The 21185-nt window shown below is 55.9% G+C and carries 21 protein-coding genes; 5 read left to right on the top strand and 16 right to left on the bottom strand.

What is annotated here, in order from left to right:
- Positions 1-74 precede the first annotated feature (74 nt).
- Positions 75-764, top strand: a complete 690-nt coding sequence (locus tag DU506_RS09605; protein ID WP_114486721.1) for a cytochrome b/b6 domain-containing protein — start codon at positions 75-77, stop codon at positions 762-764.
- 30 nt (positions 765-794) lie between these two features.
- On the opposite strand, the gene DU506_RS09600 is transcribed toward DU506_RS09605, so the two are convergent.
- The 3 genes from DU506_RS09600 to DU506_RS09590 all read right to left on the bottom strand — a co-directional run bounded on the left by DU506_RS09600 (position 795) and on the right by DU506_RS09590 (position 2379).
- Complete coding sequence (locus DU506_RS09600; protein WP_114486720.1) at positions 795-1190, bottom strand: DUF2069 domain-containing protein; 396 nt, start codon at positions 1188-1190, stop codon at positions 795-797.
- The gene (gene wrbA / locus DU506_RS09595) at positions 1187-1810 is read right to left on the bottom strand and encodes an NAD(P)H:quinone oxidoreductase (protein ID WP_114486719.1); all 624 of its coding nucleotides are present in this window, start codon (positions 1808-1810) and stop codon (positions 1187-1189) included. Before wrbA ends, DU506_RS09600 begins: the two co-directional genes overlap by 4 nt.
- 110 nt (positions 1811-1920) lie before the next feature.
- Positions 1921-2379 (bottom strand): gamma-glutamylcyclotransferase family protein, encoded by a 459-nt coding sequence (locus DU506_RS09590; RefSeq protein WP_114486718.1) that lies wholly within the window; start codon positions 2377-2379, stop codon positions 1921-1923.
- 112 nt (positions 2380-2491) lie between these two features.
- Here DU506_RS09590 and smrA point away from each other — a divergent pair, with 112 nt between their 5' ends.
- Entirely contained in the window at positions 2492-3082 is a 591-nt protein-coding gene (gene smrA / locus DU506_RS09585) for a DNA endonuclease SmrA (protein ID WP_114486717.1), read from the top strand.
- Between the two features lie 22 nt (positions 3083-3104).
- On the opposite strand, the gene DU506_RS09580 is transcribed toward smrA, so the two are convergent.
- From DU506_RS09580 to metH, 4 genes are all read right to left on the bottom strand, one after another.
- The gene (locus DU506_RS09580; protein ID WP_235825494.1) at positions 3105-3617 is read right to left on the bottom strand and encodes a DUF934 domain-containing protein; all 513 of its coding nucleotides are present in this window, start codon (positions 3615-3617) and stop codon (positions 3105-3107) included.
- A complete protein-coding gene (locus DU506_RS09575) occupies positions 3610-5262 on the bottom strand; it encodes a nitrite/sulfite reductase (RefSeq protein ID WP_114486715.1) in 1653 nt (550 codons plus the stop codon). The genes DU506_RS09580 and DU506_RS09575 overlap by 8 nt, the downstream gene beginning before the upstream one ends.
- A gap of 115 nt (positions 5263-5377) precedes the next feature.
- Positions 5378-6733, bottom strand: a complete 1356-nt coding sequence (locus tag DU506_RS09570; protein ID WP_235825499.1) for an MATE family efflux transporter — start codon at positions 6731-6733, stop codon at positions 5378-5380.
- A gap of 2 nt (positions 6734-6735) precedes the next feature.
- Positions 6736-10431 carry a methionine synthase gene (gene metH / locus DU506_RS09565; RefSeq protein ID WP_114486713.1) on the bottom strand — a complete coding sequence of 1232 codons (3696 nt, stop codon included), beginning with the start codon at positions 10429-10431 and terminating at the stop codon, positions 6736-6738.
- Between the two features lie 287 nt (positions 10432-10718).
- Here metH and nfuA point away from each other — a divergent pair, with 287 nt between their 5' ends.
- Entirely contained in the window at positions 10719-11324 is a 606-nt protein-coding gene (gene nfuA, locus DU506_RS09560; RefSeq protein ID WP_114486712.1) for a Fe-S biogenesis protein NfuA, read from the top strand.
- Between the two features lie 45 nt (positions 11325-11369).
- Here nfuA and DU506_RS09555 read toward each other — a convergent pair whose 3' ends face one another.
- The gene (locus DU506_RS09555) at positions 11370-12452 is read right to left on the bottom strand and encodes a DNA-binding protein (RefSeq protein ID WP_114486711.1); all 1083 of its coding nucleotides are present in this window, start codon (positions 12450-12452) and stop codon (positions 11370-11372) included.
- 198 nt (positions 12453-12650) lie between these two features.
- Here DU506_RS09555 and DU506_RS09550 point away from each other — a divergent pair, with 198 nt between their 5' ends.
- Both DU506_RS09550 and DU506_RS09545 read left to right on the top strand, forming a co-directional pair.
- A complete protein-coding gene (locus DU506_RS09550; RefSeq protein WP_114486710.1) occupies positions 12651-13802 on the top strand; it encodes a tyrosine-type recombinase/integrase in 1152 nt (383 codons plus the stop codon).
- Positions 13803-13898: 96 nt separating this feature from the next.
- Positions 13899-14318, top strand: a complete 420-nt coding sequence (locus DU506_RS09545) for a SufE family protein (protein WP_114486709.1) — start codon at positions 13899-13901, stop codon at positions 14316-14318.
- A 24-nt stretch (positions 14319-14342) separates the two neighbouring features.
- Here the strand turns inward: DU506_RS09545 and yidD are convergent, their stop codons facing one another.
- The 8 genes from yidD to ectB all read right to left on the bottom strand — a co-directional run bounded on the left by yidD (position 14343) and on the right by ectB (position 21141).
- Positions 14343-14723 (bottom strand): membrane protein insertion efficiency factor YidD, encoded by a 381-nt coding sequence (gene yidD, locus DU506_RS09540; protein WP_114486708.1) that lies wholly within the window; start codon positions 14721-14723, stop codon positions 14343-14345.
- Complete coding sequence (gene hisI / locus DU506_RS09535; protein WP_114486707.1) at positions 14723-15190, bottom strand: phosphoribosyl-AMP cyclohydrolase; 468 nt, start codon at positions 15188-15190, stop codon at positions 14723-14725. Before hisI ends, yidD begins: the two co-directional genes overlap by 1 nt.
- Complete coding sequence (locus tag DU506_RS09530) at positions 15187-15642, bottom strand: transcriptional repressor (RefSeq protein WP_114486706.1); 456 nt, start codon at positions 15640-15642, stop codon at positions 15187-15189. Before DU506_RS09530 ends, hisI begins: the two co-directional genes overlap by 4 nt.
- 31 nt (positions 15643-15673) lie before the next feature.
- Positions 15674-16669, bottom strand: coding sequence for an alpha-L-glutamate ligase-like protein (locus DU506_RS09525; protein WP_114486705.1), 996 nt, complete (start codon positions 16667-16669; stop codon positions 15674-15676).
- Positions 16666-18189, bottom strand: a complete 1524-nt coding sequence (locus tag DU506_RS09520) for an inactive transglutaminase family protein (RefSeq protein ID WP_114486704.1) — start codon at positions 18187-18189, stop codon at positions 16666-16668. The genes DU506_RS09525 and DU506_RS09520 overlap by 4 nt, the downstream gene beginning before the upstream one ends.
- Before the next feature lie 37 nt (positions 18190-18226).
- The gene (locus tag DU506_RS09515; RefSeq protein WP_114486703.1) at positions 18227-19066 is read right to left on the bottom strand and encodes a putative ATP-dependent zinc protease; all 840 of its coding nucleotides are present in this window, start codon (positions 19064-19066) and stop codon (positions 18227-18229) included.
- 290 nt (positions 19067-19356) lie between these two features.
- A complete protein-coding gene (locus DU506_RS09510) occupies positions 19357-19767 on the bottom strand; it encodes an ectoine synthase (RefSeq protein WP_114486702.1) in 411 nt (136 codons plus the stop codon).
- A gap of 105 nt (positions 19768-19872) precedes the next feature.
- Positions 19873-21141 (bottom strand): diaminobutyrate--2-oxoglutarate transaminase, encoded by a 1269-nt coding sequence (gene ectB / locus DU506_RS09505; protein ID WP_114486701.1) that lies wholly within the window; start codon positions 21139-21141, stop codon positions 19873-19875.
- Positions 21142-21185: the final 44 nt, after the last annotated feature.

The raw sequence follows: 21185 nt of genomic DNA, 5'->3' as shown, positions 1-21185 counted from the left end.
GAAACTTTGAATAAATGCGAAAATGCGGCTAGCACCCCGTCGTGTCAGTGCCATCATCCTGTCAGGAGACCGTAATGCAGCGTTTTTTCGTGTGGGATATTCCAGTCAGAGTATTTCATTGGGGCATGGTCATTTGCGTTATCTTGTCGTTTTATACGATGAAAACGGCAGGAGCTCCATTCTTGTTTCCCGTGGAGACCCACGCCAAGGCGGGCTATATCTTGCTGGGTTTGCTATTTTTTCGCTGGGTATGGGGAGTGGTGGGGAGCTTTCATGCACGCTTTGCTACCTTCATTCAGTCCCCTGCATCCATCTGGCGTTATAGCGTCAGCGTGATCAAAGGTAGGTCCAAGCCGTTTATCGGCCATAACCCGCTAGGCGGCATCATGGTGATGGCCATGCTGCTTTCACTGACCTTTCAGGGGGTAAGCGGGTTATTTCTCAGCGATGACATTTTCTTCCAGGGGCCGTTGTATGGCTTGTTCGGACGAGATGTCAGTCGCGAGCTGGGCAGTTTACACTACTGGAATTCGCAGCTACTGATCGGTTTGATCGTGCTCCACCTGACGGCCTTGGTGATCCATCGTTTGTTGGGGGAGAGACTGGTGATGCCCATGATCACCGGTCGAAAGTCAGTCAAGGAAGCACCCTGTGACGCCATCGACCAACGCCAGCCTGGTCAAAAGCAAAACGGTAACCGCTGGCTGGCGGTTACCGTAATGATCATCGCAGCGGGACTGAGCTATTGGCTTTGGACGCTATGAGTCAATTTTAGACCAGTTCAACAAACGTTATCAGCTTTGCTGACGCTGTTGGCGGCTACGAAAACGTGCGTATCCCGTGCAGCCAACGAACAAGGCTAACGACACGATAGCCTCCGTGACTCCCCGCATCCCTTGACCGGGCAGAGTGGCCACCATAACGCCTTGCATGAAATACAATAGGCTGACGAATGCCAGCCAGGCATGCCCACGTGGTCGGCGGCTGATGATGGAAGGTGAAAACAGCAGCAGCGGCAACACAAACACCAGCATCGGCGCCACATTGATTGTGTCGCTTTGAACGGCAAACCCGCGATAGACCATCAACAATATCAAGAGAACGAAGCTGCCCAGCACCAATTGACGTGAACGCCAGGTCAATTTATCAAGCCCCTGCTCGGCTTCCAGACCATCCAGCCACTTTCTCATGAAGCCTCCTTGCGCATGCCGTCCAAAGCCAGGGCCAGGCGTGCCAAGCGACGTCCTTGAGCGTAGGCAAGTTCACTTTCGTTCTCATCCAGCAAACGGTCACTGCGTTGCCCGGCAAGGTGAGTTGCGCCATAGGGCGTGCCACCGCTTTGTGTCGTAAACAGTGCCGTTTCGCTATAGGGCAGCCCCGCGTAAACCATGCCATGATGCAGCAGTGGGACCAGCATGGTGAGCAGGGTGATTTCCTGACCACCGTGCAAACTGGACGTTGATGTAAAGGCACAGGCCGGCTTGTCGATCAGTGCTCCATTCATCCATAGATTACTGGTGGTATCGAGAAAGTGCTTGAGCGGTGCTGCCATGTTACCGAAGCGTGTGGGGCTGCCCAAGGCTAAAGCGCTGCAATGGCGCAGTTCTTCAAGGTCGGCATACACTGCGCCTTCCTCGGGAATTTCTGGATCCACCGCTTCACAAGTAGGGGATACCGGCGGCACGGTACGCAAGCGTGCCTGAATCCCGGATACGCTTTCCACTCCTTTAGCTAGCTGCCGAGCCATGGAAGCAGTGGCACCAAAGCGTGAGTAATACAGAACAAGTACGTAGGGCGTCGAATCGCTCATTGGCTTTCCTGGCGTCTGGATAAATTTCGCCTATGGTAACTTTTTCCCGTGCTAACTTCTCTCTGTCTTAAGGTCTGTCTGTCTTAATGTTTCTCAGTCCTGACGTCTTGTTAGCGCAATAAAGACAATTGCCACTTGAGCGGATCAATGGCACTGGTGTCATGCTCTGGGAAACGACGATAGACCCACACTGGCGTACCATCCTTCAATTTGAGTTTGTCTCTTTGATAGCGAATACCCAGGCGTTCGTATCGGTCCAATCGACGCAACTCATCAGCGGAGACTTCCAGACGCAATCCTTCGACCTGGGCGTCGTCATCCGCTTTCAAATCCAGCCCTTCGCGACGATAACCTTCCAATACGGCGGGCTCCGGGGTGCCGGTGCTGCCCATGACCAGCCAGCGCACCGGAGCAAAGCGTAATGTGCCATAGACAAAGACGTCATGTTGACGATCCTCGACGGGCGCCAACGATTCCGGTCGGTCGTAAAACCAGGGACTGAGCATCGACAGCCATAGCCAGCCGGCCACAGCCACCACCACAAGTCCCAGACTTATCAAACCCTTCATCCACCAAGTGAATTTTATTGTATGGTGTTTTCTTCGCTGGCTTTTAATACTCACCTCCATTATCAATAGCTTTGCTAGAATGCCAGCATTCGTCAGCCGGGAGGAATCTGCCATGAACCAACCGCTTCGTGATGACGTGGACTTTCGCGCCCTGGTGGGGGAAGTCAAACCACTGCCCTCGGGCAATCGTGCCGATACGGGCAAGAAACACAGCACACCTTCGGAGGCGCAGCTCGCTCGCCGAGAATGGGCCGAAGAAGATCACGCTGAGAGCAATTTTCTCTCGGATGATTTTGTCGAGCTTATCCCACCCTTCGATCCCATGCAGTACTCCCGTAACGGCATTCAGCAAGAGGTGCTCGACCGTTTGCGCCATGGCGGCTATAGCGTCCAGGCACAATTGCACCTGTTGCGCCGCCCGCTGACAGAGTGCCGGCGGCAACTTTTTCCCTTTATTCAGGAAGCTTACGCCCATGACCTGCGCTCGGTGATGATCATCCATGGCCGTGGCAAGGAGATCGACAGCCCGGCTAACGTGTTGCGCTCGTATCTTGCCAAATGGTTGGCTCAATTTGACGAAGTACAAGCGTATACGTCCGCGCAGCCGTCGGAAGGTGGGTTGGGCGCCACTTGGGTGATGCTGAAAAAAAGCGAAAGAGCCAAAGCCGATAACCGCGAGCGCCAGCAGAAGCGTCGCGGTTAGACTGGATATAGATCAAGAAGATTCAGTGGCTTTTCAGACGCCGTTCAAACAACGCAGTGCGCTCTTCGACATCGGGTTGATAGCGCACGCTGAAAGCGCTCAAGGCGCGTAACGCATCTTCCGGATCCTGATCGTCACGCAGCGCCATCGCATCGAAACCACAGCGACGCATGTAGTCCAGCTGGTCGACCAGCACATCGCCTACCGCGCGAATTTCCCCTTGATAGCCGAAGCGTTCCCGTAATAGCCTTGCCAGGGTGTAACCGCGCCCATCGGTAAAGGCGGGGAAATCCACCGCCAGCCTCGGGCTTTGCTTGAGTTGCGCTACAAGCTCAGCCGTCAGTTCCGCATCACTGGTAAGCAAGGGAGCCAGTTCGCTGTCTTCACGATTTTCCTGCCACAGGGTAAGCGGCACGAAAGCGGGAAGTTGCTCGGGCGGTAGCGCCTCGGCGTTATACGATACGGCCCAGGCATTTTCGTCGGCAAGCTCACCCTGACGAATCAGGTGGTGTGCATGGATCAGAGATTCAGGCATAGACACGCTCCTTGAACGGCTTGAGGCCGATGCGGCGATAGGTATCCAGGAAGCGTTCTTCTTCATGACGCTGTTCGACATACACTTTCAGTATCTTGTCGATAACGTCCGGCACGTCTTCGCGGAAAAACGAGGGACCCAGAATCTTGCCAAGGGAGGCATCGTCGGTGGAATTACCCCCAATCGAGATCTGGTAATATTCCTCGCCTTTCTTGTCGACGCCCAGGATGCCGATATGGCCTACATGGTGGTGGCCACAGGCGTTCATGCAACCCGAGATATTGAGATCCAGCGGGCCAAGGTCATACAGGAAGTCGAGGTCTTCGAAACGCTCCTGCAATGCCTGAGCGATCGGTATCGACACGGCATTGGCCAGGCCACAATAATCCCCGCCCGGGCAGCAGATGATGTCGTTGAGCGTGCCGACGGTGGGGTTGGCCATGCCCAATGCTTCCAGTTCCTTCCAAAGGGCTTCCAGCTCATCCACGGGGACATCCGAGAGCACCAGGTTCTGCTCATGGGTCACTCGCACTTCACTGAAGCTGTAACGATCGGCCAGGTCGGCCACGGCATTCAGCTGATCGGCGGTAACGTCACCCGGCGCATGCTCCCGACGCTTCAACGACAGGGTGACCGCCTTGTAGCCCGGCACCTTATGCTCGGTGACGTTGTTGGTCATGAAGCGGGCAAAGGCGCGGTTTCCGCTGCGCAGGCGAACGCACTCGGCGATGGCTTCTTCCGATACCGGGCGTCGCGGTGGCTCGGGGAAGTGTGATTTGGCGGCTTCCACCGCAGCCTGGTTGAGCGTCTGAGCGCCATCCTTGAGATGCACCCATTCCTCTTCCACCCGCCGACGAAACTCTTCGATTCCCAGCGCCTTAACCAGAATCTTGATGCGCGCCTTGAACTTGTTGTCGCGGCGGCCGAACTGGTTGTAAACCCGCACGCAGGCTTCGAGGTAGGTGAGCAGGTGCTGCCAGGGCAGGTCTTCCTTGACAACATCGCCAATCATCGGTGTACGACCCAGGCCGCCCCCGGCGAGTACCTTGATACGTAACTCGCCTTCGGCGTTATGCCACAGGCGCAACCCGATATCGTGAACCTGGATTGCCGCCCGGTCTTGCGCGGCACCGCTCACTGCAATCTTGAATTTACGTGGCAGGTAGGCGAATTCCGGGTGCAGGGTCGACCACTGTCGAATCAGCTCACACCAAGGGCGGGGGTCTTCGACTTCGTCCTGGGCGATACCGGCAAATTGGTCGCTGGTGGTATTGCGAATACAGTTGCCGCTGGTCTGGATCGCATGCATCTGCACTTTCGCCAGGTCGGCCAGGATTTCCGGCACGTCGTCGAGATCCGGCCAGTTGAGCTGCAGATTCTGGCGCGTGGTGAAATGGCCATAGCCACGGTCGTAGCGCTGGGTGATTTCGGCCAAGGCACGTAACTGATAACCGGCCAACATCCCGTAGGGGATCGCAATGCGCAGCATGGGTGCATGCTTTTGAATGTACAGGCCGTTTTGCAAACGCAGCGGCCGGAATTCTTCTTCACCCAGGCGTCCGGCACGGTAACGCGCCATCTGATCGCGAAACTGGGCAACGCGTTCATCAACCAAGGTTTGGTCGTGATTGTCGTAACGGTACATTAGGCACGGTCCTGCAAAAACGAAGTGATCGCGTCCAGACGGGGACATCGAGGTTCCCATTACTGTAACGCGGGGCATATATTCTACAAAAGAATATATAATTATCTTTTTATTTCTAATTGGTCTTAAGGGCGGGGTTGCTCATCCAGCGCTGACGTTGCCAGACCCACACAAAGCCGCTCGAATTCAATATTCGATAAGCTAGCTGAACCCACCAGATGCCCAGCAGACCATAATCCAGTACAACGCCTACCCACCAGGCCAATGGCAGAAAGATCAGCCACTGCATTCCCAGCGTCAGCAACATCACGGTGCGTTGAGCGCCGGCACCCAGAAGGGCCTGGGTCAGCACCAGGGCGGCCGCATCGAGCACGATCATGATGCCGGTCAACTGCAAGGGCAGGCGCCCCATTTCAATCAGGTCAGGGGAGGCCAGAAATAACCCCAGTACCCATTCCGGGATCAGCAACATGGGCAACGCCATCGCCGCAAGGCTCATCCAGGCAACGCGCAGCGCATCCCACCCCCAACGGTGAGCGTCTTCCCCGGCATCGCGTCCCAGGGCTTCACCCACCAGGCTCATGGCGGCAATGCCTAGCCCGACGCCTGGCAGGATCAGCAGCAGGGAAAGATTCACCAGCACATGGCCCACTGCAACGCTTGCCGTGTCGAGTTGCCCGAGCAACCAGAACAACACCGCATACCCACCCGCGAACCACAGCTGCTGAAAGGAATGAGGCAAGGCTAGCGAAAGCATTTTCCAGAGGGTGGTTGCTGAGGGTAAGTTCGAAAGAAAGCCATCCTGGCGAGCGCCAAGCGAACTTACCCGAATCCACAAGACCAGCCCCAGTAGCAAGGAAAGAGTAGTACCGGCGCCAGCACCTGCCGCTCCCATCTCGGGTAAACCGGCATGGCCGAAGATCAGCCCGATACTGGCAAGCACATTGAAAGCATGCACCACAATAATGATGCGCAGGTAGACGCCAGTTTGCTGCATGCCATTCCAGTAACCGCGAAAGCACAATGTCATGGCGATCGCGATCAAGGAAAGCATCCGCCAGCGAAAATACTCCACTGCTACCGCCTGAACCTCGGGCGTTTGATTGATCAACCCCAGCAACGCGGGTGCCTGCCATATGCCCAGAATGGTCAGCGGCAGTGCCATGCCTGCCGCCAGCAGCAAGCCGGCATTGAGAGGCAGGGCACGAGCATCACGTTGATCAGTACTCTGGCTATTCGCCCCGAAACGTTGAGCGGTCTGGGATTGCACGCCGGAAGACAAGCCGAACACCAGGGCGGTAACCATGAACATGGCGTATCCGCCGACGCCCACGCCTGCCAGCGCCACTTCTCCCAATGACCCCACCAAGGCGGCGTCGACAAGATTGAGCACGCTCTGAGAGAGCATGCCGACGATGATCGGCATGGCCAGGCGGATGATCCTGCGATGGCGAGTGGCGGCAGGCAGCACGGTCAACTCGGATCGTAGGAGAGTACCGGTGACAGCCAGCGCTCCAGCTCCTCCATTGCCATGCCTTTGCGTCCGGCCAACACTTCGACCTGGTCGCGGGTGATCTTGCCGGTGGAAAAATACTTCGATTGCGGGTGCGAGAAATACCAACCCGATACCGCCGCCGCCGGCCACATGGCAAAGTTTTCGGTAAGCGCAAGGCCAGTGTTGCGTTCAGCGTCGAGCAAACGGAACAGTGCCGCCTTTTCGGTGTGATCCGGACAGGCGGGATAACCGGGAGCGGGGCGGATGCCCTGGTATTTCTCACCGATCAGGGCGTCGTTATCCAGCGCTTCTTCGGGGACATAGCCCCAGTATTCCTTGCGTACCCGTTCGTGCATGCGCTCTGCAAAAGCTTCGGCCAGGCGGTCGGTAAGTGCCTGCACCATGATGGCGTTATAGTCGTCACCGGCGGCCTCATAGGCTTTGGCCAATTCATCGACGCCGTGGCCGGTGGTGACCGCAAAGGCCCCGATCCAGTCCGGCTTGCCGCTGGCTTTGGGTGCGACGAAATCCGCCAGACTGTAGCAGATGCCATCCCGCCCCTTGGTGGTCTGTTGACGAATATGATGGAGACGCTCGATGATCTCGCTACGCGACTCATCGGCATATACCTCGATGATATCGTCATCCACGCTATTGGCTCGCCACAACCCGATGACGCCACGCGCCTGGATCAGGTTTTCGTCGAGCAGTTTCTTCAGCATCTGCTGGGCGTCTTCGAAAAGGTTGCGTGCCGCCTCGCCGACCTTCTCATCATTCAAGATCTTGGGGTATTTGCCCGCCAGCTGCCAGCTCATGAAAAACGGCGTCCAGTCGATACGCTCGACCAATTCATCCAGCGGATAGCCTTCGAATACCTTCAACCCGGTCATCTTGGGCGCCGGAGGGGTGTAGTTCGCCCAGTCGGTACGAAAGCGCCGTTTGCAGGCCTGAGCGTAATCCAGATCCGCCGCCTTGGGACGCCGCTTGGCGTTACGCTCCCGAACCTTGGCATAGTCTTCGCTAATCTCGTCGACGTAGGCTTGCTTGAGATTCGGCGCCAGCAGGCGACCGGCCACACCCACCGCACGCGAGGCATCGGTGACGTAGATCACCGGGTGTTCGTATTGCGGGGCGATCTTCACCGCCGTATGCGCTTTCGAGGTGGTCGCACCGCCAATCAACAAGGGCAACTCGAATCCCTGACGCTGCATTTCCTTGGCCACATGCACCATTTCATCGAGCGACGGGGTGATCAGGCCGGAAAGCCCGATGATGTCGGCGTTGACGGCTTTCGCCGTCTGAAGAATCTTCTCGGTGGGCACCATCACGCCGAGGTCGATCACTTCGTAGTTGTTGCACTGAAGTACCACGCCGACGATGTTCTTGCCGATGTCGTGGACGTCGCCCTTGACCGTGGCCATGACGATCTTGCCCTTGGCTTGAGTCTCGCCGCTCTTTTCCGCCTCGATATAGGGAATCAGGTAGGCAACGGCCTGTTTCATCACCCGCGCCGACTTGACCACCTGGGGCAGAAACATCTTGCCGTCGCCGAACAGGTCGCCCACCACGTTCATGCCGTCCATCAGCGGCCCTTCGATGACCTCGATGGGGCGAGGTGCACGGGCGCGAGCCTCTTCGGTGTCCTCTTCGATATAGACGGTGATGCCTTTGACCAAGGCGTGTTGGATACGCTTGTCAACGTCCCAGGAGCGCCACTCCAGGTCTTCCTTCTTGGGGCCGCTGCTGCCGTCGCCCTTGTACTTCTCGGCCAGGTCCAGCAAGCGCTCGGTGCTGTCCTCGCGCCGGTTGAGCACCACATCCTCGACCGCATCGCGCAATTCGTCGGGCAGGTCGTCATACACCGCCAGTTGACCGGCGTTGACGATGCCCATGGTCAGGCCGGCGCGGATGGCGTAGTAGAGAAATACCGAGTGGATCGCTTCGCGCACCACGTTGTTGCCACGAAACGAAAACGACACGTTGGAGACGCCACCCGAGACCATGGCGTGGGGCAGGTTTTCGCGAATCCATTGAGTGGCTTCGATGAAGTCCACCGCGTAATTGTTGTGCTCCTCGATGCCGGTACCGATGGCAAAGATGTTGGGGTCGAAAATGATGTCTTCCGGAGGGAAGCCTATCTCGTCGACCAGCAGGCGATAGGCACGTTCACAGATCTCGGTCTTGCGTGCGAAGGTGTCGGCCTGTCCCTGTTCATCAAAAGCCATGACGATGATCGCAGCGCCGAAGCGGCGACATTTGGTGGCTTGTTCGCGAAAGGCGGCTTCGCCTTCCTTCATCGAGATGGAATTGACCACCGCCTTGCCCTGGACGCATTTCAGACCGGCTTCGATGATCTCCCACTTGGAGGAATCGATCATGATCGGCACCCGGCAAATATCCGGTTCACCGGCGATCAGGTTCAGAAAGCGCACCATGGCTTCCTGGGACTCGAGCATGCCCTCGTCCATGTTGATGTCGATCACTTGGGCGCCGTTCTCGACCTGCTCCAGGGCCACTTCCAGCGCCGTGGTGAAATCTTCTTCGACGATCAAGCGCTTGAAGCGTGCCGAGCCGGTGACGTTGGTGCGCTCGCCGACATTGACGAACAGTGAGTCGGCTTGGATATTGAACGGCTCAAGGCCCGAGAGGCGGCAGGCACGCGCTCGCTCGGGCACCTCACGAGGGGCCATTCCCTTCACCGCTTCGGCAATCGCCCGAATGTGTTCAGGGGTACTGCCACAACAGCCACCGATGATATTGACCAAGCCGCTCGAGGCGAATTCGGCAACGATCTCGGCCATTTCCTCAGGTGTCTGGTCGTATTCGCCGAATTCGTTGGGCAAACCGGCATTGGGGTGCGCCGAGACGAAGGTGTCGGCCTTGACGGAAAGCTCTTCGAGGTAAGGGCGTAATTCTTCAGCGCCCAAGGCGCAGTTCAATCCAACCGACAACGGCTGCGCATGACGCACCGAGTTCCAGAACGCTTCGGTGGTCTGACCCGACAGGGTACGCCCGGAGGCATCGGTGATGGTGCCGGAAATCATGACCGGCAAGCGTTCGCCGCGATCCTCGAACAGCTCTTCAAGGGCATAGATGGCTGCCTTGGCGTTGAGCGTATCGAAAATGGTCTCGATCATTATCAAATCGGAGCCACCGTCGATCAGTGCTTCGGCGGCCTGGTAATAATTCTCGCGCAACTCGTCGAAAGTAACGTTACGCTTGGCCGGGTCGTTCACATCCGGCGAGAGCGAGGCGGTGCGAGAGGTGGGCCCGAGCACACCGGCGACATAACGGGGAATGCCGGTCTCTGCGGCGACGTCATCGCACACCTGGCGGGCCAGGCGCGCGGACTCGCGATTGAGCTCCACCACCAACGCTTCCATGCCGTAATCGGATTGAGACAGCTGGGTGCTATTGAAGGTGTTGGTTTCGATGATGTCGGCACCGGCTTCGAGGTAGTCGCGATGTATCTCGCGGACCAGGTCGGGGCAGGTCAGCGCCAAGAGATCATTATTACCCTTGAGATCCGATGGCCAGTCCTGGAAGCGCTCACCGCGGAAATCGGCTTCGTCGAGCTGAGCGTTCTGCAGCATGGTGCCCATGCCGCCATCCAGGATCAGGATGCGTTGAGCGAGGCGTTGGGTCAGAGAAGCAGTCAGAGCACTAGCAGCCATGGTGAGGGTAGATCTCCAGCATGAAAGGGAACATCAAGGGGCTTTTTTAATTCGTCGTTTAACATCTTCATACGTTCGAGCGGCGCTCATGATAGCAAAGCCCGCCACGCGGGGGCAGGTCTATCCGGCGAGGCTCGATGTTCCGGCTGAAAAAAATGCAATAAAACAGCAAAAGAATAGTCTACTAAATTACTCAGGATTGTGTCAGCCCTCGGTTTTGCTTACCATAGGGGCATTAATGTCATGTGAAGTGGCATCGCCACTGACAGGGGGAGGAACAATACCTCATGAGCACCACTACAGAACGCAACGAAATCAACATCACCGACAGTGCCCAGGAGTATCTGGCAGAGTTGCTGGAGAAACAGAGCGTCGAAGGCATTGCCGTGCGCATCTTCATTACCCAGCCGGGTACGCCTTATGCGGAAACCTGCCTGGCCTATTGTCGGCCCGGCGAGGAAGAGCCGACCGATGAGCAACTGACGCTAGAAAAGCTCAATGTGTTTCTCGACAAGAACAGCCTGGCGTTTCTCGAGGATGCAGTGGTCGACTTCAATGCCGACCGCATGGGCGGCCAGCTGACCATCAAGGCGCCTAACGCCAAGATGCCCAAGGTCAACGCCGATAGCCCACTGGAGGATCGCGTCAACTATATCCTCTACAGCGAGATCAACCCGGGGCTTGCCTCCCACGGTGGTGAAATCAAGCTGGTCGAACTCACCGAAGACAAGCACGCTATTCTGGCGTTTGGCGGGGGTTGCCAGGGTTGCGCCGCCGTGGATCTCACCTTGAAAGACGGGGTCGAGAAAACCCTGATGGAGCGCATCCCTGAACTGGGTGGCATCCGTGATGTTACCGACCACACCGACACTACGAACGCCTACTACCGTTAAGCGTTTTATTTTCAGGGCTCTGCATCGGCAGAGTCCTGTTTATTTCTAAGTGACTTTATTTTCCGGGTCGTTTTCCTCGTCTGAATTTTTCTCGCCCTTACTCTTCTCGCCCGTACTTTTTTCCAGAATCTTTTCCTCCATTCTTGCTTGCAGGCCTTCCAGGCTATGCCAGAGTTTGGCTTCCCACCGCTCTTCAATTGCCGTCAGGCGCTTTTCCCGTGCGTCGAGTTCGCATGCCTGAGATTCCAGCTGCATGACGAGCTGTTGATTTTCACGCATCAATGCGCCGTGCTTTTCCTCCTGCCGAGCAAGCGCCAGACGTGCCTCACGGTGCTGAGTTTGCTCTTCGTTCATGGCGGCTTGTTGCTGAGTCTGTTGTTGAGATAGGGCTGCCTGCAAGGAAGACGCTCGCTGTTCAAGCTGCTGGTAGCGAGCCTGGAAGCTTTTTTGTGCGCTGAGCTGTTCCTGGCGAGTGGTATCCAGCAAGCCCATCAATCGCGCTTCCGCCGCTTCATGGCGTTTTTCCTCCTGCTCCAGGCGTTGCTGGTATTCCTGCTGTTGCACCGTTTGAATCTGGCGGTGTTGCTCTGCCTGGTGTTCAAGTTTCTGGAGTGCTTCGTCTCGTTGCCGGGCAAGGGCGGCGAGCTTGCGTTTATCCGCCTCCGCTTCGGCTTGTTCCTGGCGACGCTGGGTTTCACTTTGCGCAAGTTCGCTACTCAGTGCTTCAAGGCGCTGTTCGGTATGGCGCAGATGTTCCGCCAGGGCGCGCTCGCGTTGCTCGGTGTCGGCTGCTTGTCGGCCAGCTTCCTGTGCCTGTTGCTGGGCCTTTTCCACCTGCTGATTGGCATCTTCCCGATAGTGGGCAAGGGTGTCATTGGCCGTCTGCTGTGCTTCACGCCACATCCCGGTGGCCAGCTCCACAATGACCTCCGGAACGCCCTTGGGCGGCGGCACATCACGATTCAGTTCTCGTTCGCTGCGCCAGTGGCGTAAATGCTCACTGATGGTGGTGAAGCTGCCGGTGCCCAGCACTTCGCGAATGCGCTGCACGCTTGGGGTGTCTCCGCGTACAAGCAGGGTATCGATGGCTTCTTGTACATCGGGATATTGAATGCCGTTGCGTGCCATGCGGCGGAGCTCCTTGGTTAATCCTGAGATGAATGAAGGCTATTTTCGGGCTTTTGCTGGAAATAGGCAATAATTACGTAAAGCATAATACGTAATTTTATTTATGAAATGGCTAATAAATTCAAGATTACGCGGCTTATCTTGAATTTCTAGTCACTACAGACCAAACTAGGCAAGCCAAATTCAACGAGTGCTGTCATGGCTGATTTCCCCTGGGTATTACCTGAGTTTTCGCAATCAGCGACCCGATCATCGGCGCTGCCCGCATTGCCAAGCCAATCGTCCAACTTGCACATCCGCGCGACCAGTGATGCCGAGGCGGTCATACAATGGCTGGAGGAGTACCGCGCCAGCTCGCAGACTCTGCGCAGTTATCGGCGTGAAGCGGAGCGCTTGCTGTTGTGGCTGCATGCCCGGAACATGGCGCTTGCTGACATGAACCGAGAGGTCTTGTCGCACTTCGAAGAGTTTCTCAGCGACCCTCAGCCCCGTTCGCAATGGGTGGGGCCTTCAAGGCCACGCCAGCATTCCGAATGGCGGCCTTTTCGGGGCTCGCTAGGAGCGGCCAGCCGACGCCAGAGCCTGGTTATTTTGCAAGGGTTGTTCAGCTGGCTGGTGGAAGCAGGGTGGTTGGCTCACAATCCCTTTCGCTTGATGCGCGACAAATCACGCCGCCTGAACAATCAGGCACCCGGTATCGAGCGCTACCTGGAGCGCGAACTGTGGCAATGGTTGTGGCAATGGCTGAATGAGCCTTTGTCAGAACAGGCGACACCGCGCGACCGCTACCAACAAGCTCGACGGGTATTTCTGTTCGGTTTTGCCTACTTGCTTGCTCCGCGTATAAGCGAAATGGCCAACGCCCGCATGCAGGATTTCCAGCGAACAGAAGGGCGCTGGTGGTGGCACGTGGTTGGAAAGGGGGCCAAGACAGCCCGCATTCCTGTGCCGGATGACATGCTGTACTTCTTGAAACATTGGCGAGCAGCACTCGCCTTGGTGCCGTTACCCGAGCACGACGATGACACGCCGCTGTTGCGTGCCTTGGATGGAAGGCGTGAGGTAGGGGAAAATCAGCTTTATCGCGTGATTCGAGCCACCTTTCAAGAGGCAGCTCAGGCGCTGGAAAATGCCGAGGGTGAGCGCCGTCATATTGAGGCATTAAGGCGGGCGACACCTCACTGGTTGCGCCATACCGCTATCACCCATCAGGCCCAGGCCGGGGTGGAGCTTCGCTACCTGGCGGAAAGTGCGCGTCATTCACGCCTGGATACCACGGCGCGCTATCTGCATACCGAGGATGAGGAATGGCACCGTCAGTTGACCAGCCATACCTTGTCTCGTGAGTAAGGTCTTGCAATAGATGCTTTGTCTCGAAGAGCAGGGAGGACAGACGTGGTGGGGCGGCAGGCGGTACAATAGAGAAAATTTCTTGAGGAGGTATCAATGAGCGCAGAGTTAACCGTCGAACAGGCCCAGCAAGAGCTGGTGGAAGAATTCGAGATATTCGATAACTGGATGGATCGTTACCAGTACATCATTGATATGGGCAAGCAACTGGCGGATTTCCCTGAGGCCTGGAAAACCGACGAGCATAAAATCAAGGGCTGCCAGTCCAATGTCTGGATGCATCACGAGGTCGATGGCGGGCGCTTGCATTTCAATGCAACCTCCGATGCAGCGATTGTGTCCGGTTTGATTGCCGTATTGTTGCGCATTTACAACGACCGTCCAGCAGAAGAGATCCGTAATACCGAGCCGCATTTTCTCGCGGATCTGGGGCTGGACAACCATCTGTCACCGACACGCAGCAACGGCCTGCATGCCATGTTGCAGCGAATTTTTCAGGTAGCGGGCAAGCAGTAAGCTGAGTTCAAAGCGCATAGGCAATCAGTGTCGCCTGGAGGCACATTCGCAATCGCCGGACTGATGGTGACTGCCGTTTTCTTTGCGTCCCTTATCATTAATAAACTCTTGGTCTTCACGACAAAGGGTTTCACTGGGGCCGCCGGGAACCGGGTCCATGCCGCCCGAATGGATGGGGTTGCATTTGACAATCCGTTTGATGGCTAGCCACGCGCCTTTCAGCGGCCCATGAACCTGGATCGCTTCCACCGCGTAGTTGGAGCAGCTCGGCCAGAAGCGACAGCGTGGACCCAGCAGGGGGCTGATCACATACTGGTAGACCTTGAGCAGCACAATCATCACTCCGCTTGCCAGGCGAGCCAGAAAATGCCCTGCCACATGAACCCAGCGTGACAGACAAAGCATCATCGCTCCTTGGCGTACAGCTCGGCCGGGTCGATCAACGGCGTGCTGGTGATGCGTGCACGCTGTGAACCCGGCTCCAGCGCCACGTAAAAACAGCTGCGCCGGCCGCTATGACAGGCCGGGCCGGTCTGTTCTACCTGAAGCAGCAGGGTGTCGCCGTCACAATCCAGGGCGGCACTTTTCAAATGCTGCTGCTGTCCCGAGGATTCTCCCTTGCGCCACAATTTGCCTCGTGAACGCGAGTAGTAGCACACCCGCCCGGTATCCAGCGTTTCCCTGAGCGCTTCCCGATTCATCCAAGCCATCATCAGCACTTCGCCGCTATCATGCTGCTGGGCAATGGCCGGCAATAGGCCGTCGGCATTGAAGCGCACTGCATCGAGCAGATCGGTCAATGCCAGTTGGTGGCCCTGTTCAGCACCTTCCAATTGTTTGAACAGGTTTTGGGAGACATTGGCTTGGTTCATAAAGACTCGCTCGTGGTAGGGGTGCAGGCTTCACAAAGGCCCAGGAGCTCTATGGTTTGACGCTCCACACGAAAGCCTTGGCTTGCGGCGTGCTTACTTAGCTTTCGGGTAACGTCATCCAGGTGCAGCTCTTCGACATGGCCACAAAGCCGACAGATGAGGAACTGAAAACCATGAGCATGTTCGGGACAGGCGCAAGCCACGTAAGCATTCTGTGACTCAATCCGGTGCACAAGCCCTTGTCCGATCAGAAACTCGAGCGCGCGATATACCGTGGGCGGGCGCGCCGCAGCATGTTCGGTGCTCAGTTGATCAAGAAGGTCATAAGCCTTGAGCCCACCGCCATTTTCGGCGATAAGCTCGAGCACGCGACGGCGCATCGGGGTAAAGCGAACCCCGCGTGCCTGACATTGATGTTCCGCCTGTTCGAGCAGGTTTGGGGCATGCGGCATGGGTCACTCACATCAAGAAGATGGCCATAGTCTACGCGGTAGACGTAGGCATGTCAGCGGGGAGCCCAAGCTCGCTATGTCGCGCAAAATGCTGCTGAGCAAATGCCACGCGAGCCTCGGGGCTCTGGCCTTCAGGTTGAGCTTCTATCATGTCCAGGCGCGGCCTTAGTCCTTCCCCGTTGGTCATCTGAATGGCAAGCCCGGGCCTGGCGTTCAACTCGAGCAACATGGGACCATGCCGGCGGTCCAGCACCATATCCGTTCCCAGGTAACCGAGCCCGGTCATTTCATAGCAGCCGGCAGCCAGCAGAAGCAAGGTTTTCCAGTCAGGCACCACCAGGCTGGCCAGGTCATGCCCAGTATCGGGGTGGGCATAGCAGGGGCGGTCGAATTGTACGCCGCGAAGCGCGGTACCCGTCGCAATATCCAGACCCACACCCACCGCGCCTTGATGCAGGTTCGCCTTGCCATCCGAGGCGGCGGTGGACAGCCGCATCATGGCCATCACCGGGTAACCTTTGAAGATGATCACCCTTATATCGGGAACCCCTTCATAGGTGTAAGCCATCAGGCTTTCATCGAAATGAATCAAGCTTTCGATCATTGCCACATCCGGCGAGCCACCCAGCGAGTAAAGCCCCGACAGGATATTGGACACATGCCGTTCGATATCAGTCAGGTTCAGCACGGCACCGCTGGGCTTGATATAGGCACCGTCTTTGCTCTGTTCAATCACCAGTATGCCTTTGCCGCCGCTCCCCTTGGCCGGCTTGATGACAAAGCCTGCATGACCGGTGAGCATGTCGAGAATATGCTTTACCCCGAACTGAGTGGTCACCGTGCCGATAAGCGCAGGGCTGGTGATGCCGTGCTGCTGGGCCAACAGCTTGGTTTTCAGCTTGTCGTCCACCAAAGGGAACAGTCGGCGATTATTGTAACGGCCGATATAGCGAATATTACGCCGATTCATACCGATAATGCCCTTGCTTCGCAGCTTTCCAGGGGAGGTCCAGGAAAGCCACTTCATGAGGTTTTCTCCTCATCGGTGATCGGCTGAAAGCGGCGCAATTCCAGGAGCCGGTAGCCGGTGTAATTGCCCAGCAACAGTATCAATGCCATCAAGATCAGCTGCACCCCCAGGAAGTTGAACGTGATATGGCGTACCCAAGGGTTATTCATTGCGAGATAGGCCAGCACGGCGGTAACCAAGCTACCCCCCCCCTGAATCAAGACTTCCCTGGGGCCTTCTTCCTCCCACAATATCGACATACGCTCGATGGTCCAGGCAAGAATGATCATGGGAAAGAAAGTAATCGTGAGTCCGGCATTGAGTCCCAGCTTGTAAGCAACCACCGAAAATATCGAGATGATCGCAATCACGGTGATGATCACCGCTGACACTCTGGCGACCAACAACAAATTCAAATAGGAAAGGTAGTTGCGAATGACCAGACCGACCGCCACCACCAGCAGAAAACCGATCAACCCGGTCATCAGCGTGGTTTGAATGAACGCCAGGGCAATCAGTACCGGCATGAAGGTACCGGACGTCTTGAAGCCGACCAGAACACGTAAGAAGACCACCATCAGGGCGCCAATCGGAATCAACAGGATGGTCTGGAATAGTGCCTGTTCTTCCAAAGGCAAGCTGTGAATTGAAAAATTCAGCAGAGTATCTTCAGAAATATGGTTACGCACCGCAGCGGAAGCAGGTTGCGAGTGGGTCATCATGGAAAAATTGACCCGAGAATTGGTGCCGCCCGCGACTTCCAATACGGCCTGACCGCCGGCCTCCCATAACAAGAGATTATCGGGTTTGCCTTGTTCGCCGCTAAGGGGATTAAACAGCGCCCATTTCTCTTCACTTTCATCAAAGACTTGAATCCACTGAGTCAAACTTTGACGACGACGTCCATCCTCCAACAACAACCCGCTGACTTCCCGCGCATTGACACCGGCATGGTTCAGCAAGCGAACCACCAAGGGCACCAAATCATATTGGGTAAGCAGTAACCGGGCATTTTCGCCTTGTCGCTCACCGCCCATATCCAGCATCAGTTCACGGGCAAACGTATAATTATCGGCACTGCGAGACCAGGCGCGCTCGACAATGTGATTGGCCGCGGTGTCATAGGGGCGTTCCCAGACAATATCGACAAGAGGTGGCGGGGGGGTGAGATCGGGCGTTTGGGAGTCCGGCGAGACCAGCATTTGTACGGAATAATACAGCTGCTGACTGCCTGCGGCATCACGAATCGACCATTCCGCGCGACGGCCGAAATCATCCGCTTTAAAAGCAAGACCATAGCCGGAGGAGGCGGTATTTTCAGTCAAGACTCGAAAACCCGCCTGGTGCGAGGGCAGGGCCATGTCGACCATTACCGGACCGTCCTGAGCATTGAAATTGACCAGTGCCTCTATTTCCCAGACTTTACGCTGCTCGCCAGGCACCCAAGGAATTTCAAATTGAACATGGCGCTGAACGCTCATGGCGATACCCGCCAGCATGAGCACGCCGACAATCAGGTAAAAAGGTAACCGTGACATGAAAATCCTTCAGGTAAATGACGACGAGCAAGACGTCTCATTCGTCGTTATCGAGTTGATCATCAAGCTCATCTTCTTGTGCTTGATCGGCCGGCTTGCCGCCTGGGTATTCAGGGCGGGGATGACGATAGGTTTCGGCAACGTCAATAAGAATAATATCCATCATGAAACGCCGCCCTAGAAGCACGGGATAATCCAGGTGGGTCCGGTCCGTAAGGGTGAACTCAACGTTTTCGCGAATTGGCCCTAATGTCATCAATAAGCTAATGACAGGCCTGGATTCATCACCGGACGCTTGAATAACGCGTACCCGTCTTTCCACGGGGGCTTCAATCCATTCGTCACGCTGACTGTCTACGACCACATCTTCTTCGGTAAGTGCCAATTTGAAACGCACCCAGTTTTCACCATCCCGTTCGAAGCGGGAGATTTCTCTAGCGGAAAGCGACGAGGTATTGGCACCAGAATCCACACGGGCCTTTAAATAGGTGCCGATGACTGGCAAGCCGATCCATTCGTTGCGGCCCACGATCGTCTTGGTATCCAGGATGTCATTCGCTTGGCATTCTTCGCGAATGATCACGGGCTCTCCTTCGCGCTGTTCCAATCGCTGGACATCCTGGCGAAGATTGCGCAATAGACTGCCTACTTCTCGAACGTCGGCGTTCAGCGCTTGCTGTTGATTCAGCTGCGACTGATGCCAGGCAGGGGCTCGGGAACACTGTGATGCCAGATTAGTTTCCAGCTGATCGATTCGTGTCTCGAATTGAGAGGCCTCCAAGGGCTGTAATTGCTCGGAAGGATCGGGTGAAGTAGCTGCACAGCCTGCCAGGGAAAAAACAAGGCCCATAGCAAGCCACAAAGAACCTTGGCGCATGACACGGTATCCTGAAAAATGGGAGAGGAATAATACGGAGTCGGTTAGGGCATTGTCCATTCTGGTTCCGGACGGCATGTCATGCTTTCACTTTCAAACAGCTTTTTCAAACCACCTATTTAACATAATATATATTATGCGAACCGGCGGTCCGAAAGTAACATGAATGCTTGACCAGTAAGATCCGTGAGACCGAATCGATAAGAACCCCGATGATAATTCACCGAGGTTCTTTTTGCCGCTACGTCGTGTCTTTTACTGGCGATACTGCGACGTTCAACAGCAACGACTTACAATGGCTTATCGTCACTTGTTTCAGGCGGTGCATAAGAACCATCTTGACGATGAACCTCGTTGCCAGTGATCGGCGGCGTGAAAACGCATGCCAAATGCATGGTCTTGGAGGCACGCAGCAAGTGTTCGTCATGCTGATCCAGAATGTAGATATCGCCGGGCTTTATCGGCCAGATTTTGCCATCGGCCAACGTTTCAACTTCGCCTTCGCCTTCGATGCAATACACTGACTCATAATGATGCTTGTAGTGAATGTGCGTCTCGGTTCCCTCGAAAATGCGCGTGATGTGAAACGAGAAATTTCCACCGTCGTTGGCCAGCACCAGGCGCGTGCTATCCCAGTTGCCATTTTCCGCGGTGACCAAGCGATCTGTCTGGCGAGCTTCTTCAATATTGCGAACAATCATGGAGTGACTCCTTCAAATGGCAAATGACAGTCGACCCGCGCCGACTGTCGTGGGGTGCAAGCAATTTCTCGACTGCTTTTGTTGAGCACCTTCTCAAGTACTTTCTTACTGACTTATAACAGTCTTGACAGAAGCTTCAAGAATGTCCAGACCTTCAAGCAGGTCCTCATCGGTGATGGTCAGAGGACACAAGCATTTAACGACTTCCCCGGCCTGACCACTGGTTTCAATGATAAGCCCATGCTCAAAGGCTTTTGCAGTGATCTTGTCAGCGAGGTCACCATCGACAACATCAATGCCGCGCATCAATCCACGGCCACGCTCCGTGGCAGGCATGCCGTTTTCGCTGAGCAGTGCGGCGAGTTTCTGGAAGCGTTCTTCGACGATCCGCCCCTTGCGTTGCACATCGCGCGCGAAGGTATCGTTGCTCCAGTACTTACGCATGGCGGCAGTAGCCGTGACCATGGCCAAATTAAAGCCACGGAAGGTACCGTTGTATTGTCCCGGCTTCCATTTGTCGAGCTCAGGACGCATCAGCACATGGGCGAAGGGCAAGCCAAGGCCGGAAAGTGATTTTGAGTTGGTGACAATGTCCGGCTTGATACCAGCATGCTCGAAGCTGAAGAACTTGCCGGTACGTCCGCAACCCGTCTGGATATCGTCAACGATCAATAGAATATCATTGGCATGACAGATTTTTTCGAGCCGCTTGAGCCATTCAAGACCGGCCACGTTGATACCGCCCTCGCCTTGCACGGTTTCCACAATAACGCCTGCAGGAACGTCCAGGCCACCGGATTTGTCGCCTAGCAGCTTTTCGAAGTAATCCAAGGTGTCGGTGTTTTCGCCCAGGTAACCATCATACGGCAGAAAACTTGCGCCCTGGGTGGGAATGCCGCCCGTGGCTTCGCGGAACTTGCGATTACCGGTAGTGGCAAGCGCCCCCATGGTCACGCCATGAAAACCATTGGTGAAAGTGACGATGTTATGCCGCCCTTTGACTACGCGTGCCAGACGAATGGCCGCTTCCACCGCATTGGTGCCGGTGGGGCCCGGAAGGTGGACCTTGTAATCGAGTCCTCGCGGTTTGAGGATTAATTCTTCCAGCGTTTCCAGGTAGTCACGCTTGGCGGCCGTCCACATGTCCAGGCCATGGATAACACCATCGGTCGCCAGATAATCAATCATGGCCTGTTTGATATGGTCATTATTGTGACCGTAGTTAAGAGTTCCCGCGCCGGCCAAAAAGTCGATATATTCGCGGCCGTCTTCGTCAGTAAGGCGCGCATTTTTTGCCTTAGTGAAAACTACCGGAAACGAACGTGAATAAGTACGAACGTTGGATTCCATGCGTTCCATCGACTGGGTCTGCATTCAGCGAACTCCTTTAACAATTACTTTTTTGATGATTGGTTAAA

This window comes from Vreelandella rituensis (assembly GCF_003336665.1).
Classification (GTDB): Bacteria; Pseudomonadota; Gammaproteobacteria; order Pseudomonadales; family Halomonadaceae; genus Vreelandella; species Vreelandella rituensis.
This window is presented reverse-complemented; position numbering and strand designations above follow the sequence as displayed.